This is a genomic window from Mucilaginibacter sp. P4_E8, from assembly GCF_056401495.1.
Genome location: NZ_JBFUJG010000121.1, coordinates 1 through 15,327, shown reverse-complemented (window position 1 = coordinate 15,327; position 15,327 = coordinate 1). Strand labels below are relative to the sequence as shown.

The following is a 15,327-nucleotide window of genomic DNA, read 5'->3' as shown; positions in this document are numbered from 1 at the left end:
GGCTATGTTTAACCCTACGCCATTGCCGCCACCTTTGTTATAAAAATCGAGTACCCCTTCCAGCGTCGGGAATGCGCCATTGTGCATGTAAGGACCCGTTTTCTGCGCATTTCTTACGGTTGGGGTTTTAAAAGCCTGTTTGTAATAGTGTATTCGGTAAAGATCATAGCGGCCCATATCTGTATCATATTCAGGCGCCTTTAAATTATCGGTTTTGGTAGTACCTAAAATTTCCAGTTCTGAAATATCGTATAATGGCGGTATAAGCGAATTAAAATAAGGCACGAAATGACAGGTGCCGCATTGAGCCTTCCCCATGAAAAGATTAAATCCCTTTACCTGGGTCGGCGTCATGGCCTGCTTATCGCCGCTGATATAATGATCAAAGGGAGAATTTAAAGGGTTCAAGCCAGCTACAAAGGCGGCTATGGCTGTGGCTATATCATCAATGTGCTGTTCCTCTGTTTTTTCTCCGGGGAAAAGGGTTTTAAACGTTTTCTGATATTGGGAGTTTTGTACTATATTTTTATAAAGCAATTCTTTGCTCCCTCCCATTTCCAGCGGATTAAAAACCACATTTTTCACCTGCTCAACCAAATTCCGGGAGCGGCCATCCCAAAACTGAAAGTGCTGCCTGCCCGCGTATAAAAGCGTAGGGGTGTTTCTTTTAAGAATGGTATCTTTTATGATCGAAGCACTTTTGATCATACCATCGGTAAAATATTTTTCAGGCTGATGGCATGTAGCACAGCTCACCTTTAAATTACCGGAAAGCGTTTTATCAAAAAACAGTTTTTTACCCAAAACAGCCAGCTGCTGCTTACGAGATGCCGGTATGGAATCCCATGTTTTGAGAAAATCGCGGCTGAATAGGTTGGATGCATCATAATTAAGAAAGGCAGACGTATTTAACTCAAGCTTTTGCGTTTTGATAAAAACACCCAGCTGTTGTTGCATTGGAAGCGCGTACTTTTGCAAATATTCCATCCGGTTAAATGAATCAAATTGCTGGTGAGCTTCAAGATACTGAATGGATGTTTTAAGGGTTTGCGCTAAAATTTCACTTTTGCTATAGTCATGTTTAAAATATGGCTGTAACACTTCATTCATAACCTTACTGGTTTCCAGTGTTTCAGTAATACCTGTTTTTAACAATGGCGCATCGTAACCACTAATGTATAAGGTAATGACCCTGATCAGCTCCATTCTTATACTTTCCAAAACCTGGGCATCACTGGCTTTGAACCGGTATAGCAATGAAGGCAGATCCTTTACTGAAGTGAACAATGCGTCGGCCTGAGCCAATAATTCTGATTTATGCGCCGGTACGTCATTTTCAAATAGTAAAGCCTCTATTTGCTGGAGGCCCATTGGTTCTACCAGTTCCAGTTCCGGCTCCTCCACTTCAAATTTGGGTGCTGCATTGTACATCTTTGTTTCGCTCGGGAAAAAATAGGACGTAAAAAAGGCTATGCTTTTGTAATGCAGCCGGCAATTTTTAAGGCAGTTACGGGCATGTAAAACACTCAGGGAGTCCTTATCAATTAATTTTATCGCGGTGTACAGCTCTTCTGCCGATGAAGTAAACGTATCGGCATTTTTACTAAAAACACTTACCGTATTTGCCGCTCCTATATCATCATTGCTGAAAGAAGTAACCGATAAAAGAATGATAAGTCCTGCAAAGGCACTGAAAAAAAATATAGCCTTTTGTTTCATTATTTATTGCTCATAACTGATAAAAGGAGGACCCATAGCCCTCCTTTTACTGTTTATATTAATATACATTGAGTTTTACACCCAAAGTAGCGGTAGCCCCGGTATACAGCGCCGAATACGTGTATTGATCCTGGTACTGATACCTTCTTTGTGCCTGGTTCAGCAGGTTATTTCCTGATGCGTAAATAACGATCTTAGGAGTCAGAAAGAAGTTGATATTGGCATCAAGGTAATTCACCTGGTCATAGTAAACGTCATTTTTATCGATACTGCCCAAAATAGTCACAAAGGCCGAAGTGTGGTTATAGGATATCCTGGCGTTAAATCTTTTCACTTCATAAGCCAATGACAGGTTTAATATATCCTTTGCAGTTCCAGGCAATTTAGGTTCGTTCTTTTTAACAAAAATAAAGTTATGTGTATAATTGCTGTATATGCTCAGGTTGTTAAACGGTCTGGGAAGGAAATTAAGGCTTCGTTGAAAGGCCAGTTCTATTCCAAGCAAGTTGGCTACGCCCCCGTTGCCTGGTCTAACCCTTTCAAGTGCCCCGTTCTCCGCAGCTAATTTATCATAATTATCTTTATAATCCGCTATAGAAGCCGGGTCAGCACCCTGGTCAAGCAATGATTGCGGACTTTGGACAGAGCCCTTGATATCATTAAACAATACGTTATCCCTCAGATCGACACGGTAATTTTTAATGTTCTTAAAATAAAGCCCTGCCGAAATCAAACCCGCGTTTCCGGTATAATAYTCCCCCATCAGATCAAAATTCTGGGATGTGGTAGGTTTAATTTCAGCGTTCCCCTCGCTTACTTCCTGATCTTCTATGTTCACACTTCTATAAGGGGAAATATCTTTATAGTTTGGCCGCGATATGGTGCTGGTATAGGCAAACCTGAATACTTTATCTTTTGACGGCGTATACTTTATCAAAAAAGCCGGCATATAATTAACAAACGCCTTATCTGTCACTACTTTTGAAGGTATACTGTTCAGGTCTTCGTTATAATTGTACCCGGCGTAGCGTACCGTACTTCTTTCTACCCGTCCGCCCAATATCATTGATAATTTATCGCCAAAATTCTGGGTGCTCATTAAATAAGCCGCAGAAACACCCTCGTCGCCGTTGTAATTACTTGCCAATACATCCTGTTGCACCTCTTTTACAATGAAATCTTTTGTATCGCCAAAATAATTGGTGTTCAGGTGCGATACCCATTCAGAACTGGCCGCACTACCTACGTTATATTGAGCATCGCCAAGGTGCAGTGATTTACTAATATTATTCAGGTTATTACCAAAACCACTCCAAAAAGGTGTCCACCCCAGGTAGTCTCTCACGTTCACTGGTTCACCCGCCGCTACCTTCGCATCATATTCCGCTTTCAAAGCCGGATCTATAGCGGGCAGCCAGGTTACTTTAGCCAGTGTTTCATTTGCTTTGTTTAACCCCCGGTACTTCCCGCCAAATTTTAACGAGTTAGCAAATTTCCCGCTTGCTACCGGAACAGTAAGGTCCAATTGAGCCATGTATTGTTTCGTGGTGGCCCGGGCATCGGTTCCTGTAAAGTTATCCATATACCAGGTATCTATCGAATCGGCATGCGCCGATGGTCTTCCCTTCAGGTTACCCAGGATATTATCGATCTCAAACCCGTTATTCGCTTTAATAAATCTGGGGTTGGTATAATCCATCTGAACTGACTTTTCATTCTCACTTTCCAGCTCCAGTTCACGACGGTTGGGGGTATTCTGGACATTCTTCAGGTATGAGCCCTTCCAGTTTATTTTTACCCGTCCGATGATATGTTCGCCCTCCAGTCCAAAATTGATGATTTTTTGTTCAACATAAGCGGCATTACGGTCATTCAAGCCGCCTTCAATATGTCTTTCCAGTTCGGGCTGATATACGGGATGTAAAGGATCATTAGCCATGTTCGGGTAGTTTTGACCGGTTACATCATCCTTATAATCATTATCTTTATCTGTAATTTTCTTTTTCACACCTTCCCATCCGGCCGCTCTTTGCCAGTTTTTAGGATATCCCCCTCCAATATCATCTACTTTTAAGGTAGATATCTGCCGCCAGTCCTGGTAGTTATTGTAAATACCCGTAAACACAAGCGTGTTTTTGGGATTTATTTTAAGGTCAAGTCCAACGGTGTAACTTTGCCTGATCCGCTCCAGCTTGTTCTGCACCATATTTAAATATTTAGGCATAAAGTAGGTTTGCTGATTCACCCATTTCACATCCTCCCACTGGCTTTCATGGGACGAAGAACCTAAAAATTGACGGTAATAAGATGCCGATGCCATTACACCCAGTTTTTTTCCTTTCAGAAAACGGTCCCCGAAAACAAAGTTTCCATTGTAGGTAGGCCGCTGCACAATTTCACTGTAGCCAGAGCCCAGCGTAAAGGAGAGTAATCTGGTATAAGGCGCTTTCCTGGTGATCAGGTTCACCACGCCCCCTATCGCGTCACCATCCATATCGGGGGTGATAGCCTTGGTAACTTCTACGGTTTGTACCATATCCGCCGGTATGGCACTAATGCTCACAGACCGGTCATTGCCGGTACCGGCGATGCTGGTACCGTTGATATTGATCGTGCTTTTTGACGGATCGGTTCCGCGAATGCTGACCAGGGATGCCTCACCTTCATCAAGCTGTACATAGATGCCCGGTACCCTTTTCAAAGCATCGCCTATGTTAGGATCCGGGAAACGGCCTATCTGATCGGCAGAGATCACATTCACGATACGATCTGAATTTTTCTGCTGGTTAAGTGCTTTAAGCGTAGAACTCATCTGCCCGGAGACGACGACTTCAGAAAGATTGGAATGGGCAGCCAGTTTTAATTTAAAATCAATGCTTACCGTTTTTTTCTGCAGGGTAACGGTTTGCGTTAAGGTTTCATAACCAATATAAGCTACGGTGATATCATATTTACCATCAGGGATCCCTAATAATTTAAAGTTCCCGTTCTCGTCAGAAACGGTTGCTTTATGCAGATCCGATATTTTAACAGTGGCACCGGGCAGGGTCAAGCCACCTTCATCTACTATCCTTCCAGTGATCAGGCTCTGCGCTGAAAGCGCGGCAGGTAGCAGAAGCAATAGCATTATACTTAAGCAAAAATGTTTCATGTTTAATAAGGTGTTGGAGAAATTTGTGATTGGGCATTTGTTAAAACTCAAGCGCTTTGAATTGATTTTCCGGATAACGGGCCAAAGTTTAAAAGGAAATCCAAGGTGCACAAATCCCAGCCGTTACAAATCATGAACATGGCCATAAAAGCAGCGGACAAAACATATACGCTCTGCCAAATAACGTCATAAACAGCACATAACCAACTATTTAACTAAACAAAAAAAGCCATTAAGTTTTCGTTAACACATCATTATAAAATCCCGGGGTAACTGAATGTGCTTTTTTATAATTGCTGAATGAAACCAAGCAAAGTTTCTCCTTCGGTAAGTTGCAGCTTTTGGCGCAGCCGGTATTTGGAAGTCCTTAAGCTATCCTGCGAAATGCCGATCATCGTGGCGATATCGGCAGAACTCAGATTTATTTTCAAAAGGGCCAGCAGGCGAAGATCAGCGGAAGTTAAGAGATCCGAATACTTTTTCAAGCCGGCAAAGAAGTTTATGTGGACCTGTTCGAAAATAATCCGGAAATCGTTCCAGTTTTTATCCTGGTTACTGTTCACATTGATCAGGTTAACCAATTGTTTGATTTCCTTTCGCTGGTCTCGCTTATCACTTTTAATAATGGCGTTCAATTTAGATTTAAGGTCATCCAATAGTTGGTTTTTTTGAATGATATGCAGGGTATGACTGGTAAGCTCCTTGCTTTTAATATCCAATGCTTCGTGGAGTTTATTTTCCTGTAAAAGCTTATTTTGCAGTTCAATCTCCATGAGATTTTTTTGCGCCTCCAGAATTATCTTTTCATCCTGGCTTTTGAGCTTCTGTTTACTCAAAATACTGAATACCAATAAGATTAACAGCAGGCATATGGCGATCACGGCACCTGTAGAAATCAGCGTTAAATTCTTATCTGATTTTAGCTGGACTATTTCGTTGTCCTTTTGTTCTACTTCAAAAAGGGTTTGTAACAAATTGATCTGTTTACTGCTTTCCTCTTTAAAGGTTGCATGGTATATTTTGCTTGCTGCCTCACTATAAAAGTAGGCACTGTCTGAATTACCTAATAATTTATATGTTTGGGACAGATCATCACAGGCGCTCAATAACTGACGCTTGTTTTTCAATCCAACGGCCAGCTTTTTAGCCTGCATCGTAATTTCAATCGCATTTTTCAGCTTACCCGTCTTACGGTAAACATCTCCTATATTATTGATAATTGATATTTGCGCCAACTGGTTATGAGTTGCCTTATTAATGGCCAGCGCCCGGTTTAAATAAATGAAAGCTTTGTCATAACGTTGCGTATGCTCGTATATGGCGCCGATATTGTTATAAACCCTGGCTATCCCGCTACTGTCGCCAAGGCGATTATATATCTCAAGCGCCTTACTTTGGTATTGAAAGGCGATATCATAAGAATCTTTTTTCTGATAGAGCTGGCCAAGCAGGTTATAGGTTTGAGCAATGCCCTTATTATCCCGCTCCTCATTAAAAATTTTCAGCGCCGCCTGGTACATTAATAAAGCTTTTTCCTTGATCATAACAGAACTGTAGGTTTGTCCGATATTATTGGAATTTTGCGCTAAAAGAAGCTGGTCATGTTCTTTTCGGAATGTTTTATCTGCCTTAAAATAAAATACCAGCGCCTGGGAATAAGCGCCCTGATAATGTAATATCCTGCCCAGTTGCTGATAACAAATAGCCACTGAATGTTCATCTCCGGTATCCGAATATTTTTTCCGAAGCTGTTGTATCAGTAAAAACGCGGAATCGGGGTTAGTCAATATGAGTTTTTCTGTATGCAAGAGGGGATTTTCGGTGTTATCCACTGAGTTGGCATTTATCGCACCATTTATATTCGAAAACAGCATCACAAACCAGCATACCGCCGAGACCCTGGCGATGAAGAACCTATAGGACAGACGCATGTTCCATTATTAGTATTGGATTTATAATCATATGACGATAAAGATTCAGCATATTACGACCGATGTAATATGATATTGAAATTGCGCGGTTAATGTTGCCAAAGCCAATATCTCTGGTATACCATGATTAGCTATCTTATTTTAAACCGGCCAAATGTTACCGTAAAGCCACATGAATGCATTGTAGCCAGGCTATACAAAACAAAAGAAACATTTGAATATGATGTTAATGTTAAATTAATTTAAGCCTAACCATCAGTATTGCTGCTCATAGTGAAGATGGGCACAACTGGAGCATGCGTGCCCCATGCCACCGATGTGATTGAAAAAACATGACCTACCAATTATAGCAGCCACGGGCCGGATTACTCACGCGTATGTTCAGGTAATCGGTAAGGTTTTTACCGTAAAGGATATAGGAAGTATGGTTTAGGTCAACCGCAGGCACTGCACTACTAATCTGCCGCTTATTAGCTCTGGTAAAAAGATAAAAGCTTCAATGATTTAGTCCATTTATTATGCAGGTCCTCTTTTGTCTTTTTGATCTTGAAAATGGCTTAGCAACCATTTGCAAGCAATTTCCCATCTAAAAACTGTTTTGCACGCGGAACGTCACTTTCTTCTAAATGCTCAATTATAATCGGAATATTGGGGTAATTACGGCTTAAGCGTTTTAAATACAAATCGTAATTTAATGAACCGAGGCCCGGTGCCGGAAGATCAATTGCCCCTACCCCCCTCAATGCATGCGCCTCGCTGGCATCAATATCCGCCATTTGCACCCCATGCGCTGCAGCAGCACGTTTTACATCTTTAGCGTGTGATATTTTTATTCTATCAGACAAGGCATTGAAAATCTGGTTAAGTGTTTCATCCATTTGGTCAATATTATGCTCTTCAAAGTAATTTGTAGGATCCATTAATAAGCCCAAATGGGGGTCGTTTATATCTGCAAACAAGCGCAATGTTTCTTCAATTGAGCCAATTACATTATTTACATACGTTTCTACCAGGAAGGTTACACCATACTCTCTCGCATAATCAACTAATTCCTGGATCACTTTACGGCACTCCTGGTATCCTGCCTCCGTTTTATTTTTTGGATGATGTACCCAATCGCTATCCGGGTCGAATGTTCCTGATTCGCTGATAACATATGGCGAACCCAGTTCATTTGCAAAACGTATGATTTGTTTCAAGTAGTCCAGGTTCTTTTTTCGCTTTGCGGGATCGGGGTGTACCAGGTTGGTATAACCCGAAATACAGGAAATAGGTAAATTGTAATTCCTGAACGTATCACGTATTTTTTTGCATTTATCTGATGTAATCTGATCGATGGAAAGATCCATGTCTTTAAAAGATACATCTAACTGAACTGTATTGAACCCGAGTTCCCTAATTTTCCGGGCTGTTTCTTCTAATCCGTACGGAAAATAGCCCGTAAATATTCCAACTTGTATCATTGTTTATTGATTTAAGGTTAGCTTGCTGATAATATTTCTTCTATGGCTACTGCTCTATGTTCTTTGTAAGAAAGATAACAGGCATCAACCAATGCCATGGTTTTAAGGTTATCTTTTCCACCTATTTCCGGCTCTTTATCTTCTTCAATAGCGCAAAGCAACTGCGCCATAGGCCCCGCGAATGCATCGGGAAACCACACTTCATCCCACCGGGGCTTTATCCACTGCCCCTGGTTACCAATGATACTATAATCTAAAGTACTTGGCGTACGTTCAGGATAGGACGGCCACCCGATAGTGCCTTTAGCGAGGCCGTCGGTTCCTTCAACCCGCCAGTTTATATAGGTATCGTTTGCCGCACCTTCCCTGCCCGGACCGGTCCATATATCGTCCCATGAGGATGCCCTGAAACCATTAGCATACTCCAAAATATATAAAGCGATACCATCTTCGTGGTCAAAACTTTTCGCACAACGCGGATCCATGCTCACACTGGCAAATACCCGTTCGGGATCGCCAAACAGAAACCGGAAGGCATCTAAATGATGAATGCTCATGGTACGCAGTGTAGCCCAACCTAATGCCTTTTGCCAATCCATATAATGAGGGATAGCACGCATATCAATTGACGCAAATACCGGTGTTCCTAACAACCCCTGATCTAATAGCGATTTACAAGCCCGTATTGACTGATCGTAACGCATATTTTGGTTAATCCCAAGCTTTATGCCTGCATCAGCACACATTTTTACAATCTCTTTAGCTTGCTGCAAATTAACACCTAATGGCTTTTGCGCCAGTATACCTTTAATATGCTTTTGCTTAACTGCTTTACGTATCACTTCTATCTGTACATCGGGCGGTACGGCAATATCAATTACAGCAATTTCGGTATCACCTAATAGTTCATCATAAGTATCGTATACCTTTTTAATGGCATGCCTGTCGGCCACCGTCTGGCTGTTTGCCCGGTTCCTGGATGCAATGGCTACCGGATTAAAACCAGCCTGCCTGTAAGCAACAAGCTGGCAATCGGCCATAATAAAGCCCGAACCTATACACCCTATACCTAATTCTTTATTAACCGGAAGCCTTGGTAAATAATCCAGCTTAATATCTGTATTCATAGCTGGTTATCTATTTTACTTTTAGCGTAATTTCATTTTCTTTATTCAAAAAATCTGACTGGGCAGACAATCCCGTTGGGGCAGATTCCATTATCGCATTATCGGCCACCATGTTTACAGGCGTAATGCATGAGGTATTTTTTTCGCGGAATGGTTTATTATAACTTAAGTTATAAGCTGATATTAATGACCATCGTGKTTTATCTGATAAGTTAGCTTCAGACATGTGCAATAAATTGGGATGGAAAAATAACACATCACCTGCGTTTAATTCTACGTATATTTTTTCKCAAATTTTCAAAGCTTCTTCTACAAAAGGCATATCTGCTCCTTGCTGCTCGCCGGCAAACAAATGTTCAAACCGCCCCATTTTGTGCGATCCTTTAAGCACTTGTAAACAACCGTTCTCTTTATTGGCTTTTGTAAGCGCCAGCATCACACTTATCAAAGCATCGGGATATAAAAATCCGTTTTTGTACCAATAGCCATAATCCTGATGCCATTCCCATGCCCCGCCTACCTTAGGCTCTTTTTGCATTAGTTTGGAATGAAAATGGCAAACCTCCCCATCGCCCAGTAAAGATTGAACTGATCGTACCATTCTTTCGCTGCGTGTTAAAAGGCTAAAAGTATCATCGCCGGGTGTGAACCATAAAGTAAGTTTGGTACGCTTGCCCGCCTGATCGTTTAGGTCAAAAGCATTGTTGCGCAAAATATCATCATTGGTAGCAAGGTTATATAGCAGGTCAACTTCTGGCTGGCTAAGAAAATTTGGAATAATTAAATACCCGTCATTATCGTATTGAGCCTTTTGTGAGGCTTTTAAACTTTGGTAAGACATAATGATTTATAATTTGGTTAATCAAATTTTCACTTAATAATTCCATAATACAACAAGTATCTGTTCAAAAAAATAAACTTTTTCAACCTATTTAATTACTTGTAATTAAAATTTGGTATATATATTTATACTACCAATTATTAAACGGCCATTATATGCGTCCTCATATTCAAAAACTACCTTTGTCAGAGCAATCCTCTTTTCTTGCAGATAAGTTTATTACGCCTTACTTTGAAACGCCCTGGCATTATCATTCGGAATATGAACTGGTACTTATTATTAAAGGGAATGGAAAGCGCTTTGTAGGCAACCATGTTTCAGATTACGAAGAAGGTAGCCTAACTTTTTTAGGGCCCAATTTGCCCCACTTGTTCCGAAAAGAAAACAGTGCTGTCGATGGAGGATCTCTGGTAATTCATTTTAAAGAGGCATTTTTAGGGAACGAGTTTAAGACGATACCCGAAATGCAAAAAATAAAGCTGCTTTTCGAAAAATCAAAAATGGGCCTGCATATTAAAGGCAGCACACGGGATAAAATAAGCTTGCAAATGCACGGGATATTAAGGCAAAGGGGTATGGAAAGGTTAATTGCCCTTTTACAACTGCTCTCCTCTTTAGCTGATTCTACCGAATATGAATTATTATCGAACCCAGACGTAAGTGGCCAAAACGGAAAGGACAACGATAGACTGGATAAAGTTTTTGATTATGTAATGACCAACTTTACCAACAACATTCAGATCGAAGATGTAGCTAAAATAGCGAACATGAGCTACTCGGGGTTCTCCAGATATTTTAAAAACCGGACTAAAAAAACTTTCTCGCATTTTGTTAACGAGATACGTATTGGCAACGCGTGTAAATACTTAATGGAAGGAGATGCAAGCATAAGTACAGTTTGTTACCAAAGCGGTTTTAATAATTTAACTCATTTTACCGAGCAGTTTAAAAAAATCATTAAGCTTACCCCAAACCAGTTTAAAAAGCATAACAAGTTTTAGCTTTTAAAGCTTATTGCACTCATGCAGTTCTTTTATGGCGTTTAAGAATCCACCGTTAACATTTATTAACTTCGTAATTGCGAGCTATTAATAATCAAATGAAATATGGCGATAAGTGATTTGGAATTGGAAACGATTAAACCGGTTGCTGAACTTGCCGATTTCGTTGAAAGTTTCTGGATGATCCGGAGCCATTCTGCAGTCGAAAAGGAAATTGTGGTATTGCCTGACGGCAGGTTTGATATTATTTTTTCATATGCCGCGAACGAATCCTTTCACGCCACATTAAGGGGCTTAGATACCGAGGCAGATCAAACTGTCATTCCTGCTAAGATGGTCATGTTTGCTGTCAGTTTCAAATTATTGGCTATCGAATACTTGCTTCACATTAAAGTTGCTTCTGTATTAAATCACGGTTATCGCTTACCTGCTGATTTTTGGAGTGTTACTAATGATGACCTGAATGATTTTGAAACTTTCTGTCATAAGGTTTCTTTAACCATGCTCGCCCTGATCAAACCGGGGATTGACAGCAGGAAGAAAAAATTGTTTGATCTGATCTATGCTTCCAATGGTTCGCTGACGGTAAAGGAATTATCAGAAAAAGTTTTTTGGAGCAGCCGCCAGATCAACCGTTATTTTAATCAGCAGTTTGGTATTTCTTTAAAAGCATACTGCAATATTTTACGGTTCCGGGCATCATTGCAACAAATTAAAGCAGGTAAACTTTTTCCCGAACAAGATTTTGCAGATCAAACACATTTCATCAAAGCCGTTAAAAAATATTCAGGCGTAGTGCCCAAAGAATTATCCAAAAACCAAAACGACCGATTTATACTATTATCAACATTGCCAAAGAAATAGTTTTGCATCGTCAAAACAAATTCAACAGGCAAGATGATTCAGCATAAAGAAATCGCGATCATAGGTGGCGGCCCCGGCGGTTTAACCTTAGCACGCCTTTTACAACTAAAAGGAGCAAATGTAAAAGTATACGAAAGAGACATCAATGCAGCTGTAAGGGTGCAAGGCGGTGCTCTTGACCTGCATACTGAATCAGGTTTAGCAGCTTTAGCAAAAGCAGGTTTGATGAACGAATTCAAAGCACACTACCGGCCAGGTGCAGAATTGGTCAGGGTAGTCGACAATAAGGCCAAAATTTATTCTGACCAGCATATAGAAAGCAGCATCGAAAAATTCGGTGACAAAAATTACCGGCCCGAAATTGACAGAGGGTCACTACGGGAAATTTTATTAAATGCATTACAACCCGGCACGGTTGTTTGGGACAGTCATATCTTATCTATAGAACCCACACAGGATCAATGGAAAATATTTTTTCAGAATGGCAGTACTACCATTGCCGACATTGTAATTGGAGCAGACGGGGCGAACTCAAAGATCAGACCTTTTGTTACGGACATCAAGCCTTATTGGACCGGTATTACCATGTTGGAAGGCGTAATAAAAGAGTCGGCCCATACCGCGCCCGTTATTCACCAACTCCTGAAAGGCGGAAAAATATTTGCCTACGGAAATAATAAAACCTTAATTGTAAGTTCGAAAGGCGATGGTAGTTTAGGATTTGCTACCAGCCATAAATCCAACGAATTTTGGTTTAAAGAAAGCGGTATAGATTTTAAGGACAATAAACAAGTATTGGCCTGGTTTAAAAAAGAATTTTCTGATTGGAGCGAGGTGTGGTGGGAATTATTTGAGTGTGAAAAAACACTTTTCATTCCACGACCACAATACTGTATGCCTTTAAATCAAAAATGGGAAGCAAAACCTAACATCACGCTTATTGGCGATGCAGCACATTGGATGCCGCCATTTGCCGGCGAAGGTGTAAATATGGCCATGTTAGATGCATTGCAGTTAAGTGAAGCGCTCACCGATCCCGCATTGACCGACATACAAATAGGCATAGCAAATTATGAAAAGCAAATGTTTGCCAGGTTCGCCAAAATTGGTCAGGCTACTTTATTCAATACTGAATGGATGCACCAGCCTGGCGCATTGAACGAAATGCTGACGATGTTCAGCAAAAATAAACTGAAACAGGGCCTATTTATAGCCTGGTATTTTGTCCGCGTCACTTTCATCCCGTTCATCCGCAAAGCAGTTGGGCTTGCACCAAACCAAAAGGTATTGACCTAAAAATTGAGGAATGCAACATATGTATAAATAAAATGCAGCCCATTTGCTGCATTTTATTTATACAAGTAAGCCTACTTGCTTCTTTTAAATTGTTGTACCTCAATTTTAAGTTCATCGATCTGTGCCTGTTGTTCTTTTATAGCACCAACCAATAGCGGCACCAATTTATCCAGGTCTACTTCGGATGTGGTAATTGTACGCTGACTACCCTTGCCTGCTGTATACCAGTTATGGCGATTACTCACAGCCGAAGGAACTATTAGCTTTGCATCATGAGCAATAAAACCAAAATGCTTACCGGCAGGTAAATTAAGCTGTTTGTATCGGCCACGGTTATACTCATAACTAATGGGCTGCAATTTGGTAATATAATCGAGCGAATTGGCTACCGGTGCAGTGTTGATTTTGATGCTGCTATCACTTACCTGCTGGGCAAACGTAATAGCACTAAAAGTGATGAACAATATAAATGATAATATGAATTGAACAGAAAATTTCATGGTTTATAGATTTAATTTTAGATAATATTTTACCTGCATGCTTAAAGCAGGGTGTGTTTAACAATAAAATAAATTAAACCGTATAATTGGGCGGAGGAGTTGGTACGGGTGAGATCCAGGCTAAATGATGGCTGCTTTTTTCGTCCGGATAACTGATGGCTTTACAATACATATGCAGTTGCGGAAATGCCAGATCCTGATGGATAGCCCAAAACTCTTTCAGGTTACTTCCTTTGTTTTCGTTTCTTTCCGCTGCATCTTCATCATCGCTAACCGGACTGCAATCGCTTTGGCAAATGTTAGTTTTTATCAAAACCGAGGTAATAGACACACCCGTACTTTCCAGTATTGAAAATATGCATATAAAAACCAGTATGTATTTTAACCAGGCGAACTTCATGATAAATATTACTATGCAAACATAGTAAATTCAAATTTAAGACCAAGAGATTTAATAAACAGCTTAATTGATTTCATGGTCTATCAATTAAGTACACTCCTACCAGTGATAAATTGGATTGCCACACTGAGTTTATCCAGGTTGCTTATTGAAAACTACTCACTTAGCAAATGAACAGAGACTTCTATGAATAATTTAAACCAAAATTCTACATTTGCTCCCTTTAAAAATATAACTATGGAAAATTTTCAAAAATTAAAGGAAGTAATTGCTGCAATTGAAGTGGACGCAGCAAGTTTTTATGACAAGGGAAATAAAGCAGCCGGAACGCGTCTGCGCAATGCTATGCAACAATTAAAAGTATTAGCTACGGATATTCGTAAAGAAGTAACCGAGAAAAAGAACGCTCAATAATTAGCACTTAAGAACTGTTTTTGGGAAAGGTCAGGCCACTATTGGTCGGGCCTTTTTTGTTTCAAACTTAACCAGCTAATCCATTATGACTCTAATGCACCGTATAAGCACTGGTGTTCACACAAAGTGTTGTATAGTTCATAATATGCGCAATTTTATACAGGATGTTACATTTTCAGCACAAGATTTTATTTTTAAATGCCACGGCCTAATACTTGAAGTAATCGGGCTATAACGCTGATACTGTGTATTAAAATGAACAAGAACTATAACCTTTTCATATCTCAGTTGAATATATTCTTTTCCCTTCTTCTAAAGATTCAGGAAGAGCATTGGTATTGGTTTAACTCTCGCCATGGCGTGTATAAATCGCAGGAGCATGACCTCATCACCAATCACATTGAGCTTACTTTCATTGACTCACAGACCGTGGTATTTAAGATTCAGGAGAACTCGGAAATGCCACATAATATCAGGGAGGAATGTATGCTTGCGTACGAATGGATATTTAGTGTTGATTAAATTTCTCATTGTGGGAATTATTTGAAGTACTTTGCTCTTGACACTGTAATTTAGATTAGGAGTCAATTTGTTGAGCAGAGCAAATCGGTGCTCTAAAG

Annotated in this window: 12 protein-coding genes; 4 read left to right on the top strand and 8 right to left on the bottom strand. The window is 40.3% G+C overall.

What is annotated here, in order from left to right:
• The 6 genes from AC1DRQ_RS24960 to AC1DRQ_RS24935 all read right to left on the bottom strand — a co-directional run.
• Positions 1 to 1,719, bottom strand: a 1,719-nt coding sequence (locus tag AC1DRQ_RS24960) for a cytochrome-c peroxidase (RefSeq protein ID WP_477427872.1), incomplete at its 3' end; no start/stop codon positions are given.
• A gap of 58 nt (positions 1,720 to 1,777) precedes the next feature.
• Positions 1,778 to 4,870 (bottom strand): TonB-dependent receptor, encoded by a 3,093-nt coding sequence (locus AC1DRQ_RS24955; RefSeq protein ID WP_477427870.1) that lies wholly within the window; start codon positions 4,868 to 4,870, stop codon positions 1,778 to 1,780.
• 287 nt (positions 4,871 to 5,157) lie between these two features.
• On the bottom strand, positions 5,158 to 6,801 hold the full coding sequence (locus tag AC1DRQ_RS24950) for a tetratricopeptide repeat protein (protein ID WP_477427868.1): 1,644 nt from the start codon (positions 6,799 to 6,801) through the stop codon (positions 5,158 to 5,160).
• 557 nt (positions 6,802 to 7,358) lie between these two features.
• Positions 7,359 to 8,264: a sugar phosphate isomerase/epimerase family protein gene (locus AC1DRQ_RS24945; RefSeq protein ID WP_477427866.1), complete on the bottom strand. Its 906-nt coding sequence runs from the start codon at positions 8,262 to 8,264 to the stop codon at positions 7,359 to 7,361.
• Positions 8,265 to 8,281: 17 nt separating this feature from the next.
• Complete coding sequence (locus tag AC1DRQ_RS24940; protein ID WP_477427864.1) at positions 8,282 to 9,391, bottom strand: Gfo/Idh/MocA family protein; 1,110 nt, start codon at positions 9,389 to 9,391, stop codon at positions 8,282 to 8,284.
• Positions 9,392 to 9,401: 10 nt separating this feature from the next.
• Positions 9,402 to 10,232: a phytanoyl-CoA dioxygenase family protein gene (locus tag AC1DRQ_RS24935; protein ID WP_477427862.1), complete on the bottom strand. Its 831-nt coding sequence runs from the start codon at positions 10,230 to 10,232 to the stop codon at positions 9,402 to 9,404.
• 155 nt (positions 10,233 to 10,387) lie between these two features.
• On the opposite strand from AC1DRQ_RS24935, the gene AC1DRQ_RS24930 reads away from it, so the two are divergent.
• The 3 genes from AC1DRQ_RS24930 (at position 10,388) to AC1DRQ_RS24920 (ending at position 13,393) form a co-directional block, all read left to right on the top strand.
• Positions 10,388 to 11,233, top strand: a complete 846-nt coding sequence (locus AC1DRQ_RS24930; RefSeq protein WP_477427860.1) for an AraC family transcriptional regulator — start codon at positions 10,388 to 10,390, stop codon at positions 11,231 to 11,233.
• A 105-nt stretch (positions 11,234 to 11,338) separates the two neighbouring features.
• Positions 11,339 to 12,097, top strand: coding sequence for a helix-turn-helix domain-containing protein (locus tag AC1DRQ_RS24925; protein WP_477427858.1), 759 nt, complete (start codon positions 11,339 to 11,341; stop codon positions 12,095 to 12,097).
• Positions 12,098 to 12,130: 33 nt separating this feature from the next.
• The gene (locus AC1DRQ_RS24920) at positions 12,131 to 13,393 is read left to right on the top strand and encodes an FAD-dependent oxidoreductase (RefSeq protein ID WP_477427856.1); all 1,263 of its coding nucleotides are present in this window, start codon (positions 12,131 to 12,133) and stop codon (positions 13,391 to 13,393) included.
• A 71-nt stretch (positions 13,394 to 13,464) separates the two neighbouring features.
• On the opposite strand, the gene AC1DRQ_RS24915 is transcribed toward AC1DRQ_RS24920, so the two are convergent.
• Together AC1DRQ_RS24915 and AC1DRQ_RS24910 are read right to left on the bottom strand one after the other, a co-directional pair.
• Positions 13,465 to 13,893 carry a tail fiber domain-containing protein gene (locus AC1DRQ_RS24915; RefSeq protein ID WP_477427854.1) on the bottom strand — a complete coding sequence of 143 codons (429 nt, stop codon included), beginning with the start codon at positions 13,891 to 13,893 and terminating at the stop codon, positions 13,465 to 13,467.
• Positions 13,894 to 13,966: 73 nt separating this feature from the next.
• Positions 13,967 to 14,293: a hypothetical protein gene (locus AC1DRQ_RS24910; protein ID WP_477427852.1), complete on the bottom strand. Its 327-nt coding sequence runs from the start codon at positions 14,291 to 14,293 to the stop codon at positions 13,967 to 13,969.
• Positions 14,294 to 14,479: 186 nt separating this feature from the next.
• On the opposite strand from AC1DRQ_RS24910, the gene AC1DRQ_RS24905 reads away from it, so the two are divergent.
• Positions 14,480 to 14,707 (top strand): histone H1, encoded by a 228-nt coding sequence (locus AC1DRQ_RS24905; RefSeq protein ID WP_429397366.1) that lies wholly within the window; start codon positions 14,480 to 14,482, stop codon positions 14,705 to 14,707.
• Positions 14,708 to 15,327: the final 620 nt, after the last annotated feature.